We start from the raw sequence: 14,271 nt of genomic DNA on the forward strand, positions 1-14,271 counted from the left end.
CTCAACTCACCGCCTTCAGGCCGACGACGCAGGCTATGAGGCCGACGAGCAGGCACACCTTGACGACGGTCGCGCGCTCCCTCCGCGTGACGAGCGCCCACGCCGCAGTGAGGACCGCCCCGATACCGACCCAGACGGCGTACGCCGTTCCGACGGGAATCTCGAGCATCGCCACCGCGAGTCCGGCCATGCTGAGCGCGAGCGAGATGACGAAGACCACACTCGGCCAGAGCCGCCGGAAGCCCTGCGACGCGCCGAGCGCGGTGGCCCAAACGGCCTCGAGCATTCCGCTGGCGATGAGAATCACCCATGCGAGCGACACGATCCACCTCCCGTGGCAGTCTTGTCGCTGGGCGGGTACTGCTCCCTCGTCCGCGCCCCGCCTTCGCGGGACTGCTGACAGTCTCTCACACCTGGACGTGCGCTGCCGGCGTCCGGTAGGGGATAATCGACTGAGGAGAGGTCACGACGGAGGGAGCGCAGTGTTCAGCAGGTTCTTCAAGCGCGACCGCAAACGTCGTGCGCCACGTCGCTTGCCTCGTCGAGTACTCGCTCCGGTCGAGGAGATCGTGGAGCAGGGACTGCTGGTCGATGACGTTGCCGTTCGCATGAACGTCAAGAACGCCGTCATCATGAATGCGCTGAAGCGCGGCGTCGACTACGACGAGCAGCAGATCGCGGGCATGGTCCGCACCACGCTCACCGATCTCGCGGACGAGCGGGATCAGGATGCGCAGCATATCGGCCGCATGCTCGGTGAGATCCGCGACACCGGCTCGAGCGCGTCGAGCGACTCCGAGTACGGCAACGACGACAACCGGACCCTCCGCCACCGGCGCGAGGTCTACGAGACGATCGCGAGTGCGCTGCGGGAGCGGGCGGCAGACGACGCCTATGTGGCGCAGATCGTGGAGCGAGCGAGCGAGGCGGCCTGGTCGGAGATCAGTGACTCGCTGAAAGAGCGCGCCTCGCACCCCTATTACGCCGGCGGAGCGAGCCCGGAGTACCAGGCCGCACGAGATGACCGGATCCAGCAGCTCATCGAGCGAGACCTCACCGCCCTTGTGCAGCAGCAGAGTCCGAAGAACGGCAAGTCGCCGCGCAAGTGGGGTAAGAAGCGCGAGTCAGAGTGAGCGGGAGCGTCACGCCAGGTCGGGGTGCTCCCTGAGGTAGGTGGCGACGAATGGGCACGACGCCGCGATCCTGCGCTCGCGCGCGAGGTCGCTCGTCACCGCCGCGTGGACGAGACGCGATGCTATGCCCTGTCCGCGCAACGCGGTCGGCACCAGGGTATGATCGAAATCGATCCCGTCGTCGCCGAGCAGCCGGTAGTGCGCTTCGCCGACGCGTTCCCCGTCGCTCGCACGCACTGCCGTGAAGCGGTGCCGATCCGGCTCGTGCATGAACTCGATGTCTTCGCTCATGCCGTCAGCCTAGCGATGGAGCGGAAGCCGGGATAGACTGAAATCTTTGCTCGAGAGGACCCCACCATGTCTGCCCCCGCCAACGCGCAGCCCTCCACCGGTCCCGTCGACCTCCCCGAGTCGACGGACGCGCCGCAGTTCGGCGCTGCCGAGAAGTTGGCGATCTGGCTGCTGCTCGGATCCGCGTTCGTCGTGATCCTGAACGAGACGATCATGGGCGTGGCGCTGCCGCATCTCATGACGGACCTCGACATCACGGCGGCCGCGGCGCAGTGGCTGACGACGGTGTTCCTGCTGACGATGAGCGTGGTGATCCCCATCACGGGCATGCTCATCCAGCGCTACCGGACCCGCACCCTCTTCATCGCTGCGATGTCGCTGTTCACGCTCGGCACGCTCGTTGCCGCGGTCGCGCCGGGCTTCGGCGTGCTCGTCGTGGCCCGAGCGGTGCAGGCGAGTGGAACGGCGATCATGATGCCGTTGCTGATGACCACGGTGGTGACGCTCGTGCCCGAGCGTCAGCGCGGACAGCTCATGGGGCGGATCGCGATCGTCATCTCAGTCGCCCCTGCGCTCGGACCGACCATTTCGGGACTCATCCTGCAGTGGCTGACGTGGCGCTGGATGTTCATCCTCGTGCTGCCGATCGCCGTGTTCGCGCTCGTCGCCGGCATGGTGCGGATGCCCAACGTGGGTACGCAGCGTCGCGCTCGCATCGATGCGCTGTCGGTCGTGCTCTCGGTGGTCGCCTTCGGTGGCCTGGTGTACGGGCTCAGCCTCGTCGGCGAGGCCGCCAGCGCCGATGAGCTCGTGCCGCCGTGGGTTCCGGTGGTCGCGGGAGCGGTCGCCCTCGCGCTGTTCATCTGGCGTCAGCTGCGTCTGCAGCGCGAGGATCGGGCGCTGCTCGACCTCCGCACGTTCCGCACGCGCCCCTTCGCCCTGTCGACGATCCTCTTCGCGTTCTGCTCGATCGCCCTGTTCGGCACGCTGATCCTGCTTCCGATCTACATGCAGAACGTGCTCGGGTATGCAACGCTCGAGACCGGGCTCATGCTGCTCCCCGGCGGATTGCTCATGGGTCTGCTCGGCCCGGTGGTCGGCCGTGCCGTGGACGCCCGCGGTGCTCGCTCGATGCTGCTGCCAGGCACCGTGCTCACGGCGCTCGCGCTCTGGGCGATGACGCTGCTGGGTGACGAGACGTCGATCTGGCAGGTGCTCGCGACCCACCTCCTGCTGAGCGTCGGGCTGGCCGGAACCTTCACGCCGCTGTTCTCGGTCGCCCTCGGTTCGCTGCCCCCGCACCTCGCGTCATATGGCAGCGCCACGATCTCGACGGTGCAGCAGGTGGGCGGTGCCGCTGGAACGGCCCTGTTCGTAACGATCATGACGCTCGTCTCCACGGCGGCGGCCGGGTCTCCTGAAGCTGTCAATCCGCATGACCTGGCGGCGGGAACGCGCGCCGCGTTCATGGTCGGCGGGATCGCTGCGACGGCGTCGATCGCGCTCGCGGTGTTCATTCGCGAGGAACCCCGCCGCATCGCCTGACCGTGCGTCGTGCCTCGTCGCACCGGAGTTCAGCGCTCCGATGCGGCGAGGCGCCCGAGCGCTTCCTGCACCGCGTCGGTCACGTGCCGCATGGCCGTCGGGGGGAGCCGGGGGTTCGCCTCGCGCGGCGTCGCGAGGAGCAGGGTGCGCGTGAAGACGGGATCGTCGATCGGCACGAGCGAGACGCCAGGCGCCTCGGATTCTCGCGCGAGCCTGGAGACGAGACCGATGACCATGCCGGCGGCGATCATACCGAGCATGACCGAGAAGTCGTCGGTGCGCATCGAGACGTCGATGGTGCGTCCGGCCTCGGCGAACGCGTCGACGATCACGGTGTCCATGGGATCCTGCCGGGTTGCGCCGAGCAGCCAGCGCTCATCGGCGAGGCTCACGAGCTCGGTTCGATCGATCGCGTCGCGGCCGGCGAGCCGGTGCTGGTCGGGAAGCGCGAGGTAGAGGGGATCCTGCCAGAGCTCGATCGTCTCCACCCCCTGTCTGAGGGGGAGTTCGTAGCCGGGCACCGAATAGAGCAGGGCGGCATCGAGCTCGCTCTGGTTGAGGTGTGCGACGAGCGGTGCCACCTCGGCCAGCGTGACGTCGAGCGAGAGCCCGCGATCCCCGAGCGCGTGCACGACGTCGGGGAGGAGGCGCGCCGCTGCGGTGGGGAAGGTGCCGAACCGGAGTCTCGCGTGCCCCGAGACGGCGTAGCTGCGCGCGTCCTCGAGCGCGCGCTCCGAGAGGGCGAGGATCTCGAGCACGCGCTCGAGGACGAATCCGCCGAGCGGCGTGAGCGTGCTCCCTCGTGACGTTCGTGACAGCAGCGGTGCGCCAACGAGCCGCTCGAGATTCGCGAGGTGGTAGTCCACAGTCGGCTGGCTCCAGGAGAGTGCGCGTGCAGCGCCGGCCACGGAGCCGGCGGCGTCCACGGCGCGGAGCGCCTCGAGCTGACGCAGATCGATCACGGCATCCTCCTGTCTCTGTTGCCCGGACCACGATGTTTCCGGCAGCTACAGAGAGTATATGGTGGCCGGGAGAAAGCTCGGGGTTCCGTGCGGTCCGCGCCTGCGGGAACATTGACCCATGCTCGAAGCCGACGTCCCCGATGCTGCCCACACGCTCGCCGATACGCGCGAAGCACGAGTGACGGCCGATACTCCTGCGTTGTCTCAGGAGGAAACGCCATACGCCGACGCCCTGCAGGCGTTCGTCGATCAGCGGCCGGTCCACCTGATGGTGCCGGGGCACGGCGGCGATGCCGACGGGCTCAGCCGCAAGCTCGCCGACTTCATGGGCGAGCGGACGCTGCAGCTCGACGTCCCGATGCTCATCGAGGGCATCGACCTCGGTGAGGATCCGCCGCTGACACGCTCCCTGCAGCTCGCAGCCGAAGCCTGGGGTGCCAGGCGCACCTGGTTCCTCACCAACGGGGCGTCGCAGGCGAATCGCACGGCGGCCCTCGCGATCCGCGGGCTCGGCCGGAACGTGCTCTCGCAGCGGAGTGCCCACTCGAGCTTCAGCGACGGCGTGCTCGTCTCCGGGCTGATCCCGTCGTTCGTGCAGCCCTCGGTCGACCATGTCCACGGCATGGCGCACGGCGTCTCGCCCGAGAGCCTCGAGACGGCGCTGCGCGAGGCGGAGGAGCAGGGGCGTCCGGCAGCCGCCGTCTACGTGATCTCGCCGAGCTACTTCGGGTCGGTCTCGGATGTCCGCGGGCTCGCCGACATCGCCCATGCGCACGGCGCGCCCCTGGTGGTCGACGGCGCCTGGGGCCCGCATTTCGGCTTCCACCCCGATCTTCCCGAGTCGCCGGCCCGGCTGGGTGCCGACCTCGTCATCTCGAGCACGCACAAGCTCGGCGGCTCGTTGACGCAGTCGGCCATGCTCCACCTCGGCGACGGGCCGTTCGCCGATCGTCTCGAGCCGCTCATCGAGCGGGCTTTCACCATGACGGCGTCGACGTCGACGAGCGCGCTCCTCAGCGGCTCCCTCGACATTGCGCGGCACGCCCTCGCCACGGGTGAGGAGGAGATCGGTCGCTCGATCGATGCAGCCAGGGAGTTCCGTCAGCGTTTGCGCGAGGATCCGCGCTTCGGTGTGGTGAGTGACGTCTTCGGTCAGTTCGACGACATCGTCGACACCGATCTGCTGCGGGTGCCGATCGACGTCTCGGCGAGCGGCGTTACGGGGCACTGGATGCGCCGTCAGATGGTCGCCGAGCACGACATCTACTTCGAGATGGCCACCGCAACCTCGGTCGTCGCCGTCATTGGCGCGGGCAAGGTGCCCGACTACGACCGGGTCTACCGTGCGTTGGTCGAGGCCGTCGAGTCTGAGGCCGCGGTCTTCGAGCGCGCAGCGAACGCCGAAGACGATGCCTTTCCTGCGCTGCCTGCTCCGGGGGAGCTGCGCATGCTCCCGAGCGAGGGGTTCCTGGGGGAGACCGAGCTCGTTCCCGCTGCCGAAGCCGTCGGACGGGTCTCCTCGGACACGCTCGCGGCCTACCCGCCAGGTATTCCCAACGTGATCCCCGGTGAGGAGATCACGGCGGAAACCGTTGCGTTCCTCCAGGCTGTCGCAGCCTCGCCCACCGGCTACGTCCGCGGTGCCGCGGACGGCACCGTTTCGCGCTTCCGCGTCGTGAAGAACGACCGCGCCTGACGCACTACGATGTTGTCGTCGCCATCCGGCGACGACAACGACTCCTGCCGTTTTCCGGCCCCACCAGACAAGGAAGTCGCCCACATGAGTACATCGAGCCCCAGTGTGCCGCTGCGCCAGCAGCTGTTCCGGGTGAAACCCGTTCCGAAGGCCGGAGCTGACGGCAGCGAGCTGAAGCGCACCATCGGGCTGTTCCAGCTCACGATGATCGGCGTCGGCGGCACCATCGGCACCGGTATCTTCTTCATCTTGTCCGAGGCGGTACCGATCGCCGGCCCAGCGGTCATCTGGTCGTTCGTGATCGCGGGCGTGGTGGCCGGCCTCTCGGTGCTCTGCTACGCGGAGCTCGCCGGCGCCGTGCCGGTGTCCGGATCCTCGTACTCGTACGCCTACACGACCCTCGGAGAGCTGCCGGCCATGGGTGTCGCGGCCTGTCTGCTGCTCGAGTACGGCGTCTCCACGGCGGCGGTCGCCGTGGGCTGGTCGCAGTACGTCAACCAGCTGCTGAACAACCTCTTCGGCGTGCAGTTGCCGCACGCGCTCTCGTACGCCCCTGAGGAGGGCGGCATCGTGAATCTGCCGGCCATCCTGCTCATTGCGATGTGCGCCTTCATCCTGATCCGGGGCACCTCGCACTCCGCGATCACCAACACGATCATGGTCGTGATCAAGATCGCCGTCCTCATCTTCTTCATCGCCGTCGGCATGACCGGGTGGAACACCGACCACTTCGCCGACTTCGCACCGTTCGGGTTCGCCGGCGTGATGACCGGTGCGGGACTGATCTTCTTCTCGTTCGTCGGGCTCGACGCTGTCGCGACAGCGGGCGACGAGGCCAAGAATCCGCGTCGCAACCTCCCGATCGCGCTGATCTCCGCGCTCGTCATCGTCACCACCGTCTACGTGCTGGTCGCGCTCGCCGGTCTCGGCGCGCAGGAGACGGAGAAGTTCGACGGCCAGTCGGCCGGTCTTTCGGCGATCCTCGAGAACATCGTCGGTGCCAGCTGGCCGGGAACGGTCGTCGCCGCCGGCGCGGTCATCTCCATCTTCAGCGTCACCCTGGTCGTGCTCTACGGGCAAACCCGCATCCTCTTCGCCATGTCGCGCGACGGCATGATGCCGAAGATCTTCCAGCGGGTGAACCCGCGCACGAAGACCCCCATCGCCAACACCATCATCGTCGCAGCCGTGGTCTCGGTGCTCGCCGGCGTGCTGCCGATCAACTTCCTCGCCGAGATGACGAGCATCGGCACCCTCGCCGCGTTCCTCGTTGTATCGATCGCCGTCATCGTTCTGCGCCGCCGAGAGCCGAACCTCGAGCGCTCGTTCCGCGTACCGCTGTACCCCGTGATCCCGATCCTCTCCATCATCGGATGCCTCTGGATCATCAAGGACCTGCGCCCGATCACCATCGTCGTCTTCGTGCTCTGGACCGCCGTTGTGCTGGTCTGGTACTTCTTCACGGGACGCAAGAACTCGGCGCTGGCTCACCGCCCCGTCGACGCACGGACGGAGGACACGCTGTGAGTATCGTCGTCGGAGTGGCCCCTGGCCACAGCGCGAGCGCCCCGGTGCAGCTCGGGATCCTGCTCGCGCGCTCGTATCGTCAAGACCTCGTCGTGGTGTCGGTCTGCGCCTCGACCTGGCCGCCACGCATCGGTCGTCGAGAAGCGGCCTACCAAGAGGCGCTCGTCGCCGGTGCCGAATCGGTGCTCGCTGAGGCTCGCGCGCTCGTTCCCGGTGATCTGACGGCCGCGTTCGAGGTGCGCACGGCGTCATCGGCGCGGCGTGGACTTCTCGAGGCCGCCGGCGAGCACGGCGCGGTCCGCCTCGTCGTCGGAGCGGCTGGCGACGCGGCCGAGGGCGTCATCGCGGTGGGATCCGTGTCGACCGGCCTGCTCCAGAGCGCTGACGTACCCGTCGCGATCGCGCCCCACGGCTTCACGGCCGGAGCCGAGGATCGCCTCGAGCGCGTCACCGCGGCCTATAGCGGCTCGGAGACGTCTGCGGAGCTTGTGCTCGGGGCGGCGGCCGTCGCAGCGGACGCGGGCGCCGACTTCCGCGTCGCGTCGTTCGCGACCCGGCCACAGGCCGTCACCGAGGCTGCGATCGGCTTCACCGTCGAGGACGACGTCATCGACGAGTGGGCAGAAGTGATCCGCGCGCACACCGAGGAGATCCTCGCAGACATCGCCGAGTTCTCCGAGCGCCCGAGGTCCGTGGACATCGTGGTCGGTGCGGGCGACACCTGGGCCGATGCGATCAGCGCCATCGGATGGCGTTCGGCAGAGGTGCTGCTCGTCGGCTCGAGCAGTCTCGGTCCGCTCGCGCGCATCTCGCTCGGCTCGCACGCCATGAAGATCGTGCGGCACTCGCCAGTGCCCGTGGTCCTCGTGCCGAGGCGAGCCGCAGAGGCCTACGCGGCACGAGCCGGCGCGCAGTGACCATGCGCACCGAGTAGAGCGCAGCACCCACCATCCCCACCCACGCCACTTCGGAGGTCATGTGAATCAGGTACCCGTCCCATCGCTCGACGAGCTGTGGTCGATCCTCCCGGAAGAAGCGTCGGCCGACGCCGCGACGCCTGAGGTGCTCAGCATCGGCGGCGTCCCGGTCACGGAGCTCGCCGAGCGGTACGGAACGCCCCTGTACGTGTACGACGAGACCGGACTGCGGCGCCAGATCCGCCGGTTCACCGAGGGTCTTCGAGAGCGATGGCCGAACTCTGAGGTGCTGTTCGCATCGAAGTCGTTCCCCGCCGTCGGCATGTACCGGCTCGCGCAGGAAGAAGGCCTCTCGATCGACGTCGCCGGGGGTGGGGAACTCCAGATGGCCTTGGCCGCCGGAGTCGATCCCGCCCGCATCCACATGCACGGCAATGCGAAGACCGACGCGGAACTCGCGATGGCGCTCGACGCGGGCATCGACACCATCATCGTCGACAACGCGGACGAGCTGGACCGGCTGGAGCGGCTGCTGCCTGCGCGCTCCGGCGATCGCGCCGCGACGCCGCAGCAGCTCCTCCTGCGCGTGATTCCCGGCGTCGCCGCGAAGACGCACGCCTCGCAGGCGACCGGCGGAGACGAGTCGAAGTTCGGGCTGCCCCTCGGTCAGGCGGCCGCTGCGATCGAGCGGATGCGCGCGCACCCCCTCATGGACTTCGCCGGCGTGCACCTGCACATCGGATCGCAGATCCTCGACGTGGAGCAGTTCGCCGAGGCGGTCTCGAAGCTCTCGGGCGTCACCTCGGACATCTCCGGCGGCACTCCGTTCCGCACCTACGACGTGGGTGGCGGCCTCGGGGTGAAGTACACCTACGCCGACGACGCGCCGGCCGTCGACGCCTACCTCGACGCCGTCGTCGCGGCGGCGCGCGAGCACCTGCCGGCCGATGCGCGCCTGCTCATCGAGCCGGGTCGGTCGATCGTCGCGCGCGCGGGTGTCACGCTGTACCGCGTTACGTCGGTCAAGCGCACGGGGCGGACCTTCGTCGCCGTCGACGGCGGTCTCGCCGACCAGATGGATGCGGCACTCACCGGTCAGCGTTTCGAAGCGGTGCTCGCCAACCGGCTCGACGCCCCCTGGAGCGAGAGTGTGCAACTCGTCGGGCGTCAGTGCGAGTCGGGCGACCTGCTCGTCGACGGCGCACCGATGCCGCCGGCGGAGGTCGGGGACCTCGTCGTCCTCGCGACCACCGGCGCGTACGGGTACACCCTCGCGAACAACTACAACGGTGCGCTGAAGCCCGCGATCGTCTTCGTCGGCGACGGTGCGTCCCGGCTCATCGCTCGGCGAGAGACCTACGCCGACCTGCTCGCGACGCACGAACCAGCCATCGTCTCGCGCGCCTGAGCGCGGACCGCGCGTACCGCCGCATACAGCAGAGCGCGGCGACCCACTGTTCGGGTCGCCGCGCTCTGCTGCGTATCGAGGGGACTAGTCCTTCTTGTCGAAGAGACGCCCGACGAGGATCGAGGTGGCGAGCACGATCACAGCGAGGATGATGATCACCGCGAAGATGGCGCCGTACTGGAACGAATCGTTCGCGCGCGAGAACATGCTGTCGAGGTCGCTGCCGCCGTGTCCGCCCTCGGCCGCGAACGCCGGCGCTGCGACGAACAGCGAGAGCAGAGCGGTCGTCACTGCGGTGGCGATGCGGGTGCGGGTCTTCACGTCGGGTTCTCCTCGCGGGTGGTTCGGGGTCGCGCGGGGCGACCCATGTGTGCTCAGTCTATTCTGCCGTCTCCGGGGTGGTCTGCGCCAACCGGCGCTCGAGGTGTCGCAAGATGCGCCGTTCGAGGCCGACCCGCACCCCGGCCCACTCCGACTCGGTGATCGAGAACACCACGGTGTCGCGCAGGTAACCCGGCATACGCATGTGCGCCCGCAGGATCCCGTCCTGTCTGGCCCCGAGCCGCGCGATGGCGGCCCGGGACTGCTGGTTGTGGAAGTCGGTGCGGAACTCCACAGCGGGGCACCCCCACGTTTCGAACGCATGGCCGAGCATGAGCAGCTTCGCATCCGGGTTCGTGCCAGACCCCTGCGCGCTCACGGCGTTCCAGGTCGACCCGATCTCGACGCGCGGCACGCGAGCGTCGATGTTCATGAACGTCGTCATGCCGATGATCTCGCCGGTGTCGTTCCGGAGGGTCGTGAATGGGATCATCGATCCCGCCTCCTGTAGACCGAGGCGCCGATCGATCTCGGCGTCCATCCCCTCCGGAGTAGGCACGTGGGTGTACCAGAGGTTCCACAGTTCGCCGTCACGGGCCGCTGCGACGAGACCGTCGTGATGCTCGTGGCTGAGCGGCTCGAGCGTGACGAGCCTGCCGGTCAGGGTTCCAGGAAGGGGAAGAGCCATGGGTTCATCCTAGGGGCCGTGCTGAGGCCTCGGGTCAGGGCTCGCCCGCGCCCGCGCCCCTCGTGCGCCCGCCCTCGCCTCGCCTTCGGCGCGCTTCGAGCCCGCCCTCGCCCCTCGAGATTGCAGTTTGTCGGGGTTCACGTGTCCTGAAACCGGAGGAACTGCAATCTCGACGAGGCGTGCGGGTTACGCGCCGGACGAGCTCGTCGAGTAGACGGTGCCACCCGAGCTCTGCGCGCGGCGGCCCGAGCGACGCTGGCCGCCCTGTCCACCCTGGCCACCGCGGCTCGACTGGCCCTGACCCTGGCCCTGGCTGCGGCCCTGACCCTGGCGCTGGCCGCCTTGACCCTGGCCGCTCTGACCCTGGCCGCTCTGACCCTGGCCGCGTGACTCGCCGTTGCCACCGCGGCCCCGGCCGCCCTGGCTGCGACCCTGGCGCTGCTGGCCACCGCCCTCGCTCTGGCCTTCGCCGCCCTGCCCGCGTCCGCGACCGCCGCGGGAGCGCTTGCGCTTCGCATTGGCACCCTGGGACTTGCCCTGGCCAGGCGCGCTGGCGTTACCGCCTGCGGCTCGCTGCTGCGCGGTCTGCGCCTCAGCGCGGCGATGCTCCGTCACGCGGGGGTCGACGCGGGGCGCGACCTCTCCGATGAGCTCGAGCACCTCGGTGTCGACCTCGCGCGCGTTCGGGTTGACCTTGCGGGGGGTCACCCGGATCTTCGCGGCGCGCATGAGCTGCTTCATCTCGCCACGCTGCTCGGGGAGCACGAGAGTGACGACGTCGCCCTCGGCCCCGGCGCGTGCGGTACGGCCGGAACGGTGCAGGTACGCCTTGTGCTCTACCGGCGGATCGATGTGCACGACGAGTTCGACGCCGTCGACGTGCACGCCGCGGGCGGCGACGTCGGTTGCGACGAGCACGCGCGCGTCGCCGTTCACGAACTCGGCGAGGTTCCGGTCGCGCGCATTCTGCGAGAGGTTGCCCTGCAGCTCGACTGCGGGGATACCTGCGGCGGTGAGTTTCTTCGCGAGACGCTTCGCCTGGTGCTTCATGCGGGTGAACATGATGCGGCGACCGGTTCCCGAGGCGAGGGCCTCGATGAGGGCGTCCTTGTCGTCCTTGTCGGAGACCTCGAAGACGTGGTGGGTGAGCTGCGGCACGGGCGACTCGGCGGAATCGACTGAGTGCAGGATCGGATCGTGCAGGTACTTCTTGACGATGTTGTCGACCCCGTTGTCGAGGGTCGCGCTGAAGAGCAGGCGCTGGCCGACCTTCGGGGTCTTGTTCAGGATGCGCGTCACGACGGGCAGGAAGCCCATGTCGGCCATGTGATCGGCTTCGTCGAGTACCGTGATCTCGACGCCGCCGAGGTCGACGAGGCCCTGCTTCATGAGGTCATCGAGGCGGCCGGGCGCGGCGACGACGATGTCGACCCCGCGCTCGAGGACTTCCTCCTGGCGACGCTGGGAGACGCCGCCGAAGATGGTGGTGACGCGGATCTTCACGGGATCGGCGAGGAGCTTCACGGTCTCGGCGATCTGGGTGACGAGCTCGCGGGTCGGGGCGAGCACGATGGCGCGCGGGCGGTTCGGCCGGCGCTTCGCGTCGGCGTCCTCGGTCAGATTTGCCACGAGCGGGATCGCGAAGGCGATCGTCTTGCCCGAACCGGTGCGGCCGCGGCCGAGCACGTCGCGTCCCTGCAGGGTGTCGGGCAACGTGTCGCGCTGGATGGGGAATGCCTCGGTCTTGCCGTTCTTGGCCAGCGCGTCGGCGAGGGGTGCGGGGACGCCGAGATCGGCGAAGGTGGGGGTGGTGTCAGTCACGTGTGATGCTTTCGGATCGGGCGCGAACGGGCGCGGCACACGCTCAAGAGCGGTGCGGGGCCGTCGCAGTGGTTCGGCGGGCGCGCTGTGCTGCGCACCAATTCGCCGCAGAAAACCTGGTGGCGCACGCGGGTTGCGGCTGCCGGAGATTCGCGACGCGATGGCGGACGCTGGGGGCCGCCGTGCTCCATCCTACAGGTCGGGGCGCGATAGGCTCCGAAGATGAGTGAAACCCGGTGCCCCTGCGGTCGGGGCGAACCGTATGCGACGTGCTGCGAGCCGCTGCTCGCCGGCGAGTCCGTGGCGGCCACCGCCGAACGGCTGATGCGTTCGAGGTACACCGCGTTCGCCGTCGGTGACGCCGAGTATCTGCGGCGTTCCTGGCATCCAGCGACTCGTCCCGCATCGCTCGAACTCGACGAGGGGACCGAGTGGAAGCGGCTCCTCGTGGAGCGCTGCGAGGCCGGGGGTCCGTTCGACGGGGAGGGCACCGTAACCTTCACCGCCATCGCGCGTGTCGACGGATCGCGGTTCGTGCAGCGCGAGCGGAGCCGATTCGCGCGATCGGGCGGACAGTGGGTCTATGTGGACGGGACTTCGCTCGATCCGGAGATGTAGGGGTCATTTCGCGGGAATTCTGGCATGATCGCTCCATGGGGCGCATACACATACGCGAGTTCCACGACGACGACCTCGACGCCGTCGTGCGGCTGTGGCTCGAAGCAGGAGAAACCGGTGATCAGCCGGTGTACTCCCTCGCCGAGGTGACGGCTTCATGCCGCGAGGACCACGCGGTCGTCGCGGTGCTCGGCGAGGAGATCGTCGGTGCGGCCGTCGGGCGGGCCGCGCACGCACAGGGGTGGATCGTGTTCTTCGGTGTGGTCGGAGACGGGCGCGGCGACGGAGCGGCGCCAGGACTGCTCGATGCCCTCGAGCGGAAGATGGCGCCACTCGGGCTCAGCACGCTCTCGGTCCTGCTGCACGAGGACGGCCGCAACCTCGACGCGCTCACGACCAACGGTTTCCAGCTCAGGCACCGGCTCCGCTATCTGGAACGGCAGATGCCGGTTCAGCGGCGCGAGCTCGACCTGCTCGGCGACGTCGGCGGCAGGATCCTGCCCCGCCACCTCTGGGGCACCGTTGCCGGGATGCAACGCGAGAAGCGGCTCCTCGAAGAACGACTCGTCGCCCCGCTCGCACAGCGCGAACTCGCCGACCGGTACGGCGTGGTGCCCCCGCGAGCCGTGATGCTGTTCGGGCCTCCGGGCACCGGGAAGACGACGTTCGCGAAGGCCGTCGCCTCACGACTCGACTGGCCGTTCGTTGAAGTCTTCCCCTCGCGGCTCGGTGATGGTCCGGCCGGCATGGCCGCAGCGCTCAGAAGCATCTTCGCGCGGATCAGTCAGCTCGAGAACGCCGTCGTCTTCATCGACGAGGTCGAGGAGATCGCGTCGCAGCGGCGCGGGGATCCGCCCTCGCCGACGCAGGGGGTCACGAACGAGCTCCTCAAACTGGTGGCCGAGTTCCGCGACCGGGAGGGGCTGCTGCTCGTCTGCGCGACGAACTTCGTCCGGGCGCTGGACGCCGCGTTCCTCCGGCACGGCCGCTTCGACTACGTCCTACCCATCGGCCTGCCGGATGCCGAAGCGCGACGCGCGATCTGGGGACGCTACGTTCCGCACGATCTCGCGGGCGCGATCGACTTCGACGTGCTCGTCGGCGCGAGCGATGGGTTGACGCCAGCTGATATCGAGTACGCCGCGAGACGCGCTTCGCAGGAGGCGCTCGCCCGCGCCCTGGAATCGGGTGCCACAGGGAGGGACGACGCCACGGGACTCGCGACGGAGGATTACCTGTCGGCTCTCGGCCACACGCGCGCCACGGTGTCGGAGAGCGAGCAGCGGGCGTTCCTGGAAGACATCGAGACGCTCGCGCGACTCTGATCGCTGCGCTGCCGACACA

Annotated in this window: 14 protein-coding genes and 1 riboswitch; of the genes, 8 read left to right on the forward strand and 6 right to left on the reverse strand. The window is 68.8% G+C overall.

The window, feature by feature from the left end; genetic code table 11:
- Nucleotide 1 precedes the first annotated feature (1 nt).
- Nucleotides 2-322 carry a multidrug efflux SMR transporter gene (locus tag K8P10_RS06345; RefSeq protein WP_224780958.1) on the reverse strand — a complete coding sequence of 107 codons (321 nt, stop codon included), beginning with the start codon at nucleotides 320-322 and terminating at the stop codon, nucleotides 2-4.
- Between the two features lie 11 nt (nucleotides 323-333).
- Nucleotides 334-397, reverse strand: a riboswitch (guanidine-III (ykkC-III) riboswitch).
- A gap of 85 nt (nucleotides 398-482) precedes the next feature.
- On the opposite strand from K8P10_RS06345, the gene K8P10_RS06350 reads away from it, so the two are divergent.
- Nucleotides 483-1,133 (forward strand): asparagine synthase, encoded by a 651-nt coding sequence (locus tag K8P10_RS06350; protein ID WP_224780959.1) that lies wholly within the window; start codon nucleotides 483-485, stop codon nucleotides 1,131-1,133.
- Nucleotides 1,134-1,142: 9 nt separating this feature from the next.
- On the opposite strand, the gene K8P10_RS06355 is transcribed toward K8P10_RS06350, so the two are convergent.
- Nucleotides 1,143-1,424 (reverse strand): GNAT family N-acetyltransferase, encoded by a 282-nt coding sequence (locus K8P10_RS06355; protein WP_224780960.1) that lies wholly within the window; start codon nucleotides 1,422-1,424, stop codon nucleotides 1,143-1,145.
- A gap of 66 nt (nucleotides 1,425-1,490) precedes the next feature.
- Between K8P10_RS06355 and K8P10_RS06360 the strand changes: the two genes are divergently transcribed.
- A complete protein-coding gene (locus K8P10_RS06360; protein ID WP_224780961.1) occupies nucleotides 1,491-2,969 on the forward strand; it encodes an MDR family MFS transporter in 1,479 nt (492 codons plus the stop codon).
- A gap of 29 nt (nucleotides 2,970-2,998) precedes the next feature.
- Here K8P10_RS06360 and K8P10_RS06365 read toward each other — a convergent pair whose 3' ends face one another.
- Nucleotides 2,999-3,931, reverse strand: a complete 933-nt coding sequence (locus tag K8P10_RS06365; protein WP_224780962.1) for a LysR family transcriptional regulator — start codon at nucleotides 3,929-3,931, stop codon at nucleotides 2,999-3,001.
- A 118-nt stretch (nucleotides 3,932-4,049) separates the two neighbouring features.
- Here K8P10_RS06365 and K8P10_RS06370 point away from each other — a divergent pair, with 118 nt between their 5' ends.
- The 4 genes from K8P10_RS06370 to lysA all read left to right on the forward strand — a co-directional run bounded on the left by K8P10_RS06370 (nucleotide 4,050) and on the right by lysA (nucleotide 9,479).
- A complete protein-coding gene (locus tag K8P10_RS06370) occupies nucleotides 4,050-5,627 on the forward strand; it encodes an aminotransferase class I/II-fold pyridoxal phosphate-dependent enzyme (protein ID WP_224780963.1) in 1,578 nt (525 codons plus the stop codon).
- 84 nt (nucleotides 5,628-5,711) lie between these two features.
- Entirely contained in the window at nucleotides 5,712-7,154 is a 1,443-nt protein-coding gene (locus K8P10_RS06375) for an amino acid permease (RefSeq protein ID WP_224780964.1), read from the forward strand.
- Nucleotides 7,151-8,071 carry a universal stress protein gene (locus K8P10_RS06380; protein WP_224780965.1) on the forward strand — a complete coding sequence of 307 codons (921 nt, stop codon included), beginning with the start codon at nucleotides 7,151-7,153 and terminating at the stop codon, nucleotides 8,069-8,071. Before K8P10_RS06375 ends, K8P10_RS06380 begins: the two co-directional genes overlap by 4 nt.
- 61 nt (nucleotides 8,072-8,132) lie before the next feature.
- Nucleotides 8,133-9,479: a diaminopimelate decarboxylase gene (lysA, locus tag K8P10_RS06385; protein ID WP_224780966.1), complete on the forward strand. Its 1,347-nt coding sequence runs from the start codon at nucleotides 8,133-8,135 to the stop codon at nucleotides 9,477-9,479.
- Between the two features lie 84 nt (nucleotides 9,480-9,563).
- On the opposite strand, the gene K8P10_RS06390 is transcribed toward lysA, so the two are convergent.
- The 3 genes from K8P10_RS06390 to K8P10_RS06400 all read right to left on the reverse strand — a co-directional run bounded on the left by K8P10_RS06390 (nucleotide 9,564) and on the right by K8P10_RS06400 (nucleotide 12,309).
- A complete protein-coding gene (locus K8P10_RS06390) occupies nucleotides 9,564-9,800 on the reverse strand; it encodes a TrbC/VirB2 family protein (RefSeq protein ID WP_224780967.1) in 237 nt (78 codons plus the stop codon).
- 58 nt (nucleotides 9,801-9,858) lie between these two features.
- Nucleotides 9,859-10,488 (reverse strand): GNAT family N-acetyltransferase, encoded by a 630-nt coding sequence (locus tag K8P10_RS06395; protein ID WP_224780968.1) that lies wholly within the window; start codon nucleotides 10,486-10,488, stop codon nucleotides 9,859-9,861.
- A 186-nt stretch (nucleotides 10,489-10,674) separates the two neighbouring features.
- Nucleotides 10,675-12,309 (reverse strand): DEAD/DEAH box helicase, encoded by a 1,635-nt coding sequence (locus K8P10_RS06400; RefSeq protein ID WP_224780969.1) that lies wholly within the window; start codon nucleotides 12,307-12,309, stop codon nucleotides 10,675-10,677.
- Between the two features lie 222 nt (nucleotides 12,310-12,531).
- Between K8P10_RS06400 and K8P10_RS06405 the strand changes: the two genes are divergently transcribed.
- Nucleotides 12,532-12,927, forward strand: coding sequence for a YchJ family protein (locus K8P10_RS06405; protein WP_224780970.1), 396 nt, complete (start codon nucleotides 12,532-12,534; stop codon nucleotides 12,925-12,927).
- Nucleotides 12,928-12,962: 35 nt separating this feature from the next.
- On the forward strand, nucleotides 12,963-14,252 hold the full coding sequence (locus K8P10_RS06410) for an ATP-binding protein (RefSeq protein ID WP_224780971.1): 1,290 nt from the start codon (nucleotides 12,963-12,965) through the stop codon (nucleotides 14,250-14,252).
- Nucleotides 14,253-14,271 lie beyond the last annotated feature (19 nt).

This window comes from Leucobacter sp. Psy1 (genome assembly GCF_020096995.1).
Classification (GTDB): Bacteria; Actinomycetota; Actinomycetes; order Actinomycetales; family Microbacteriaceae; genus Leucobacter.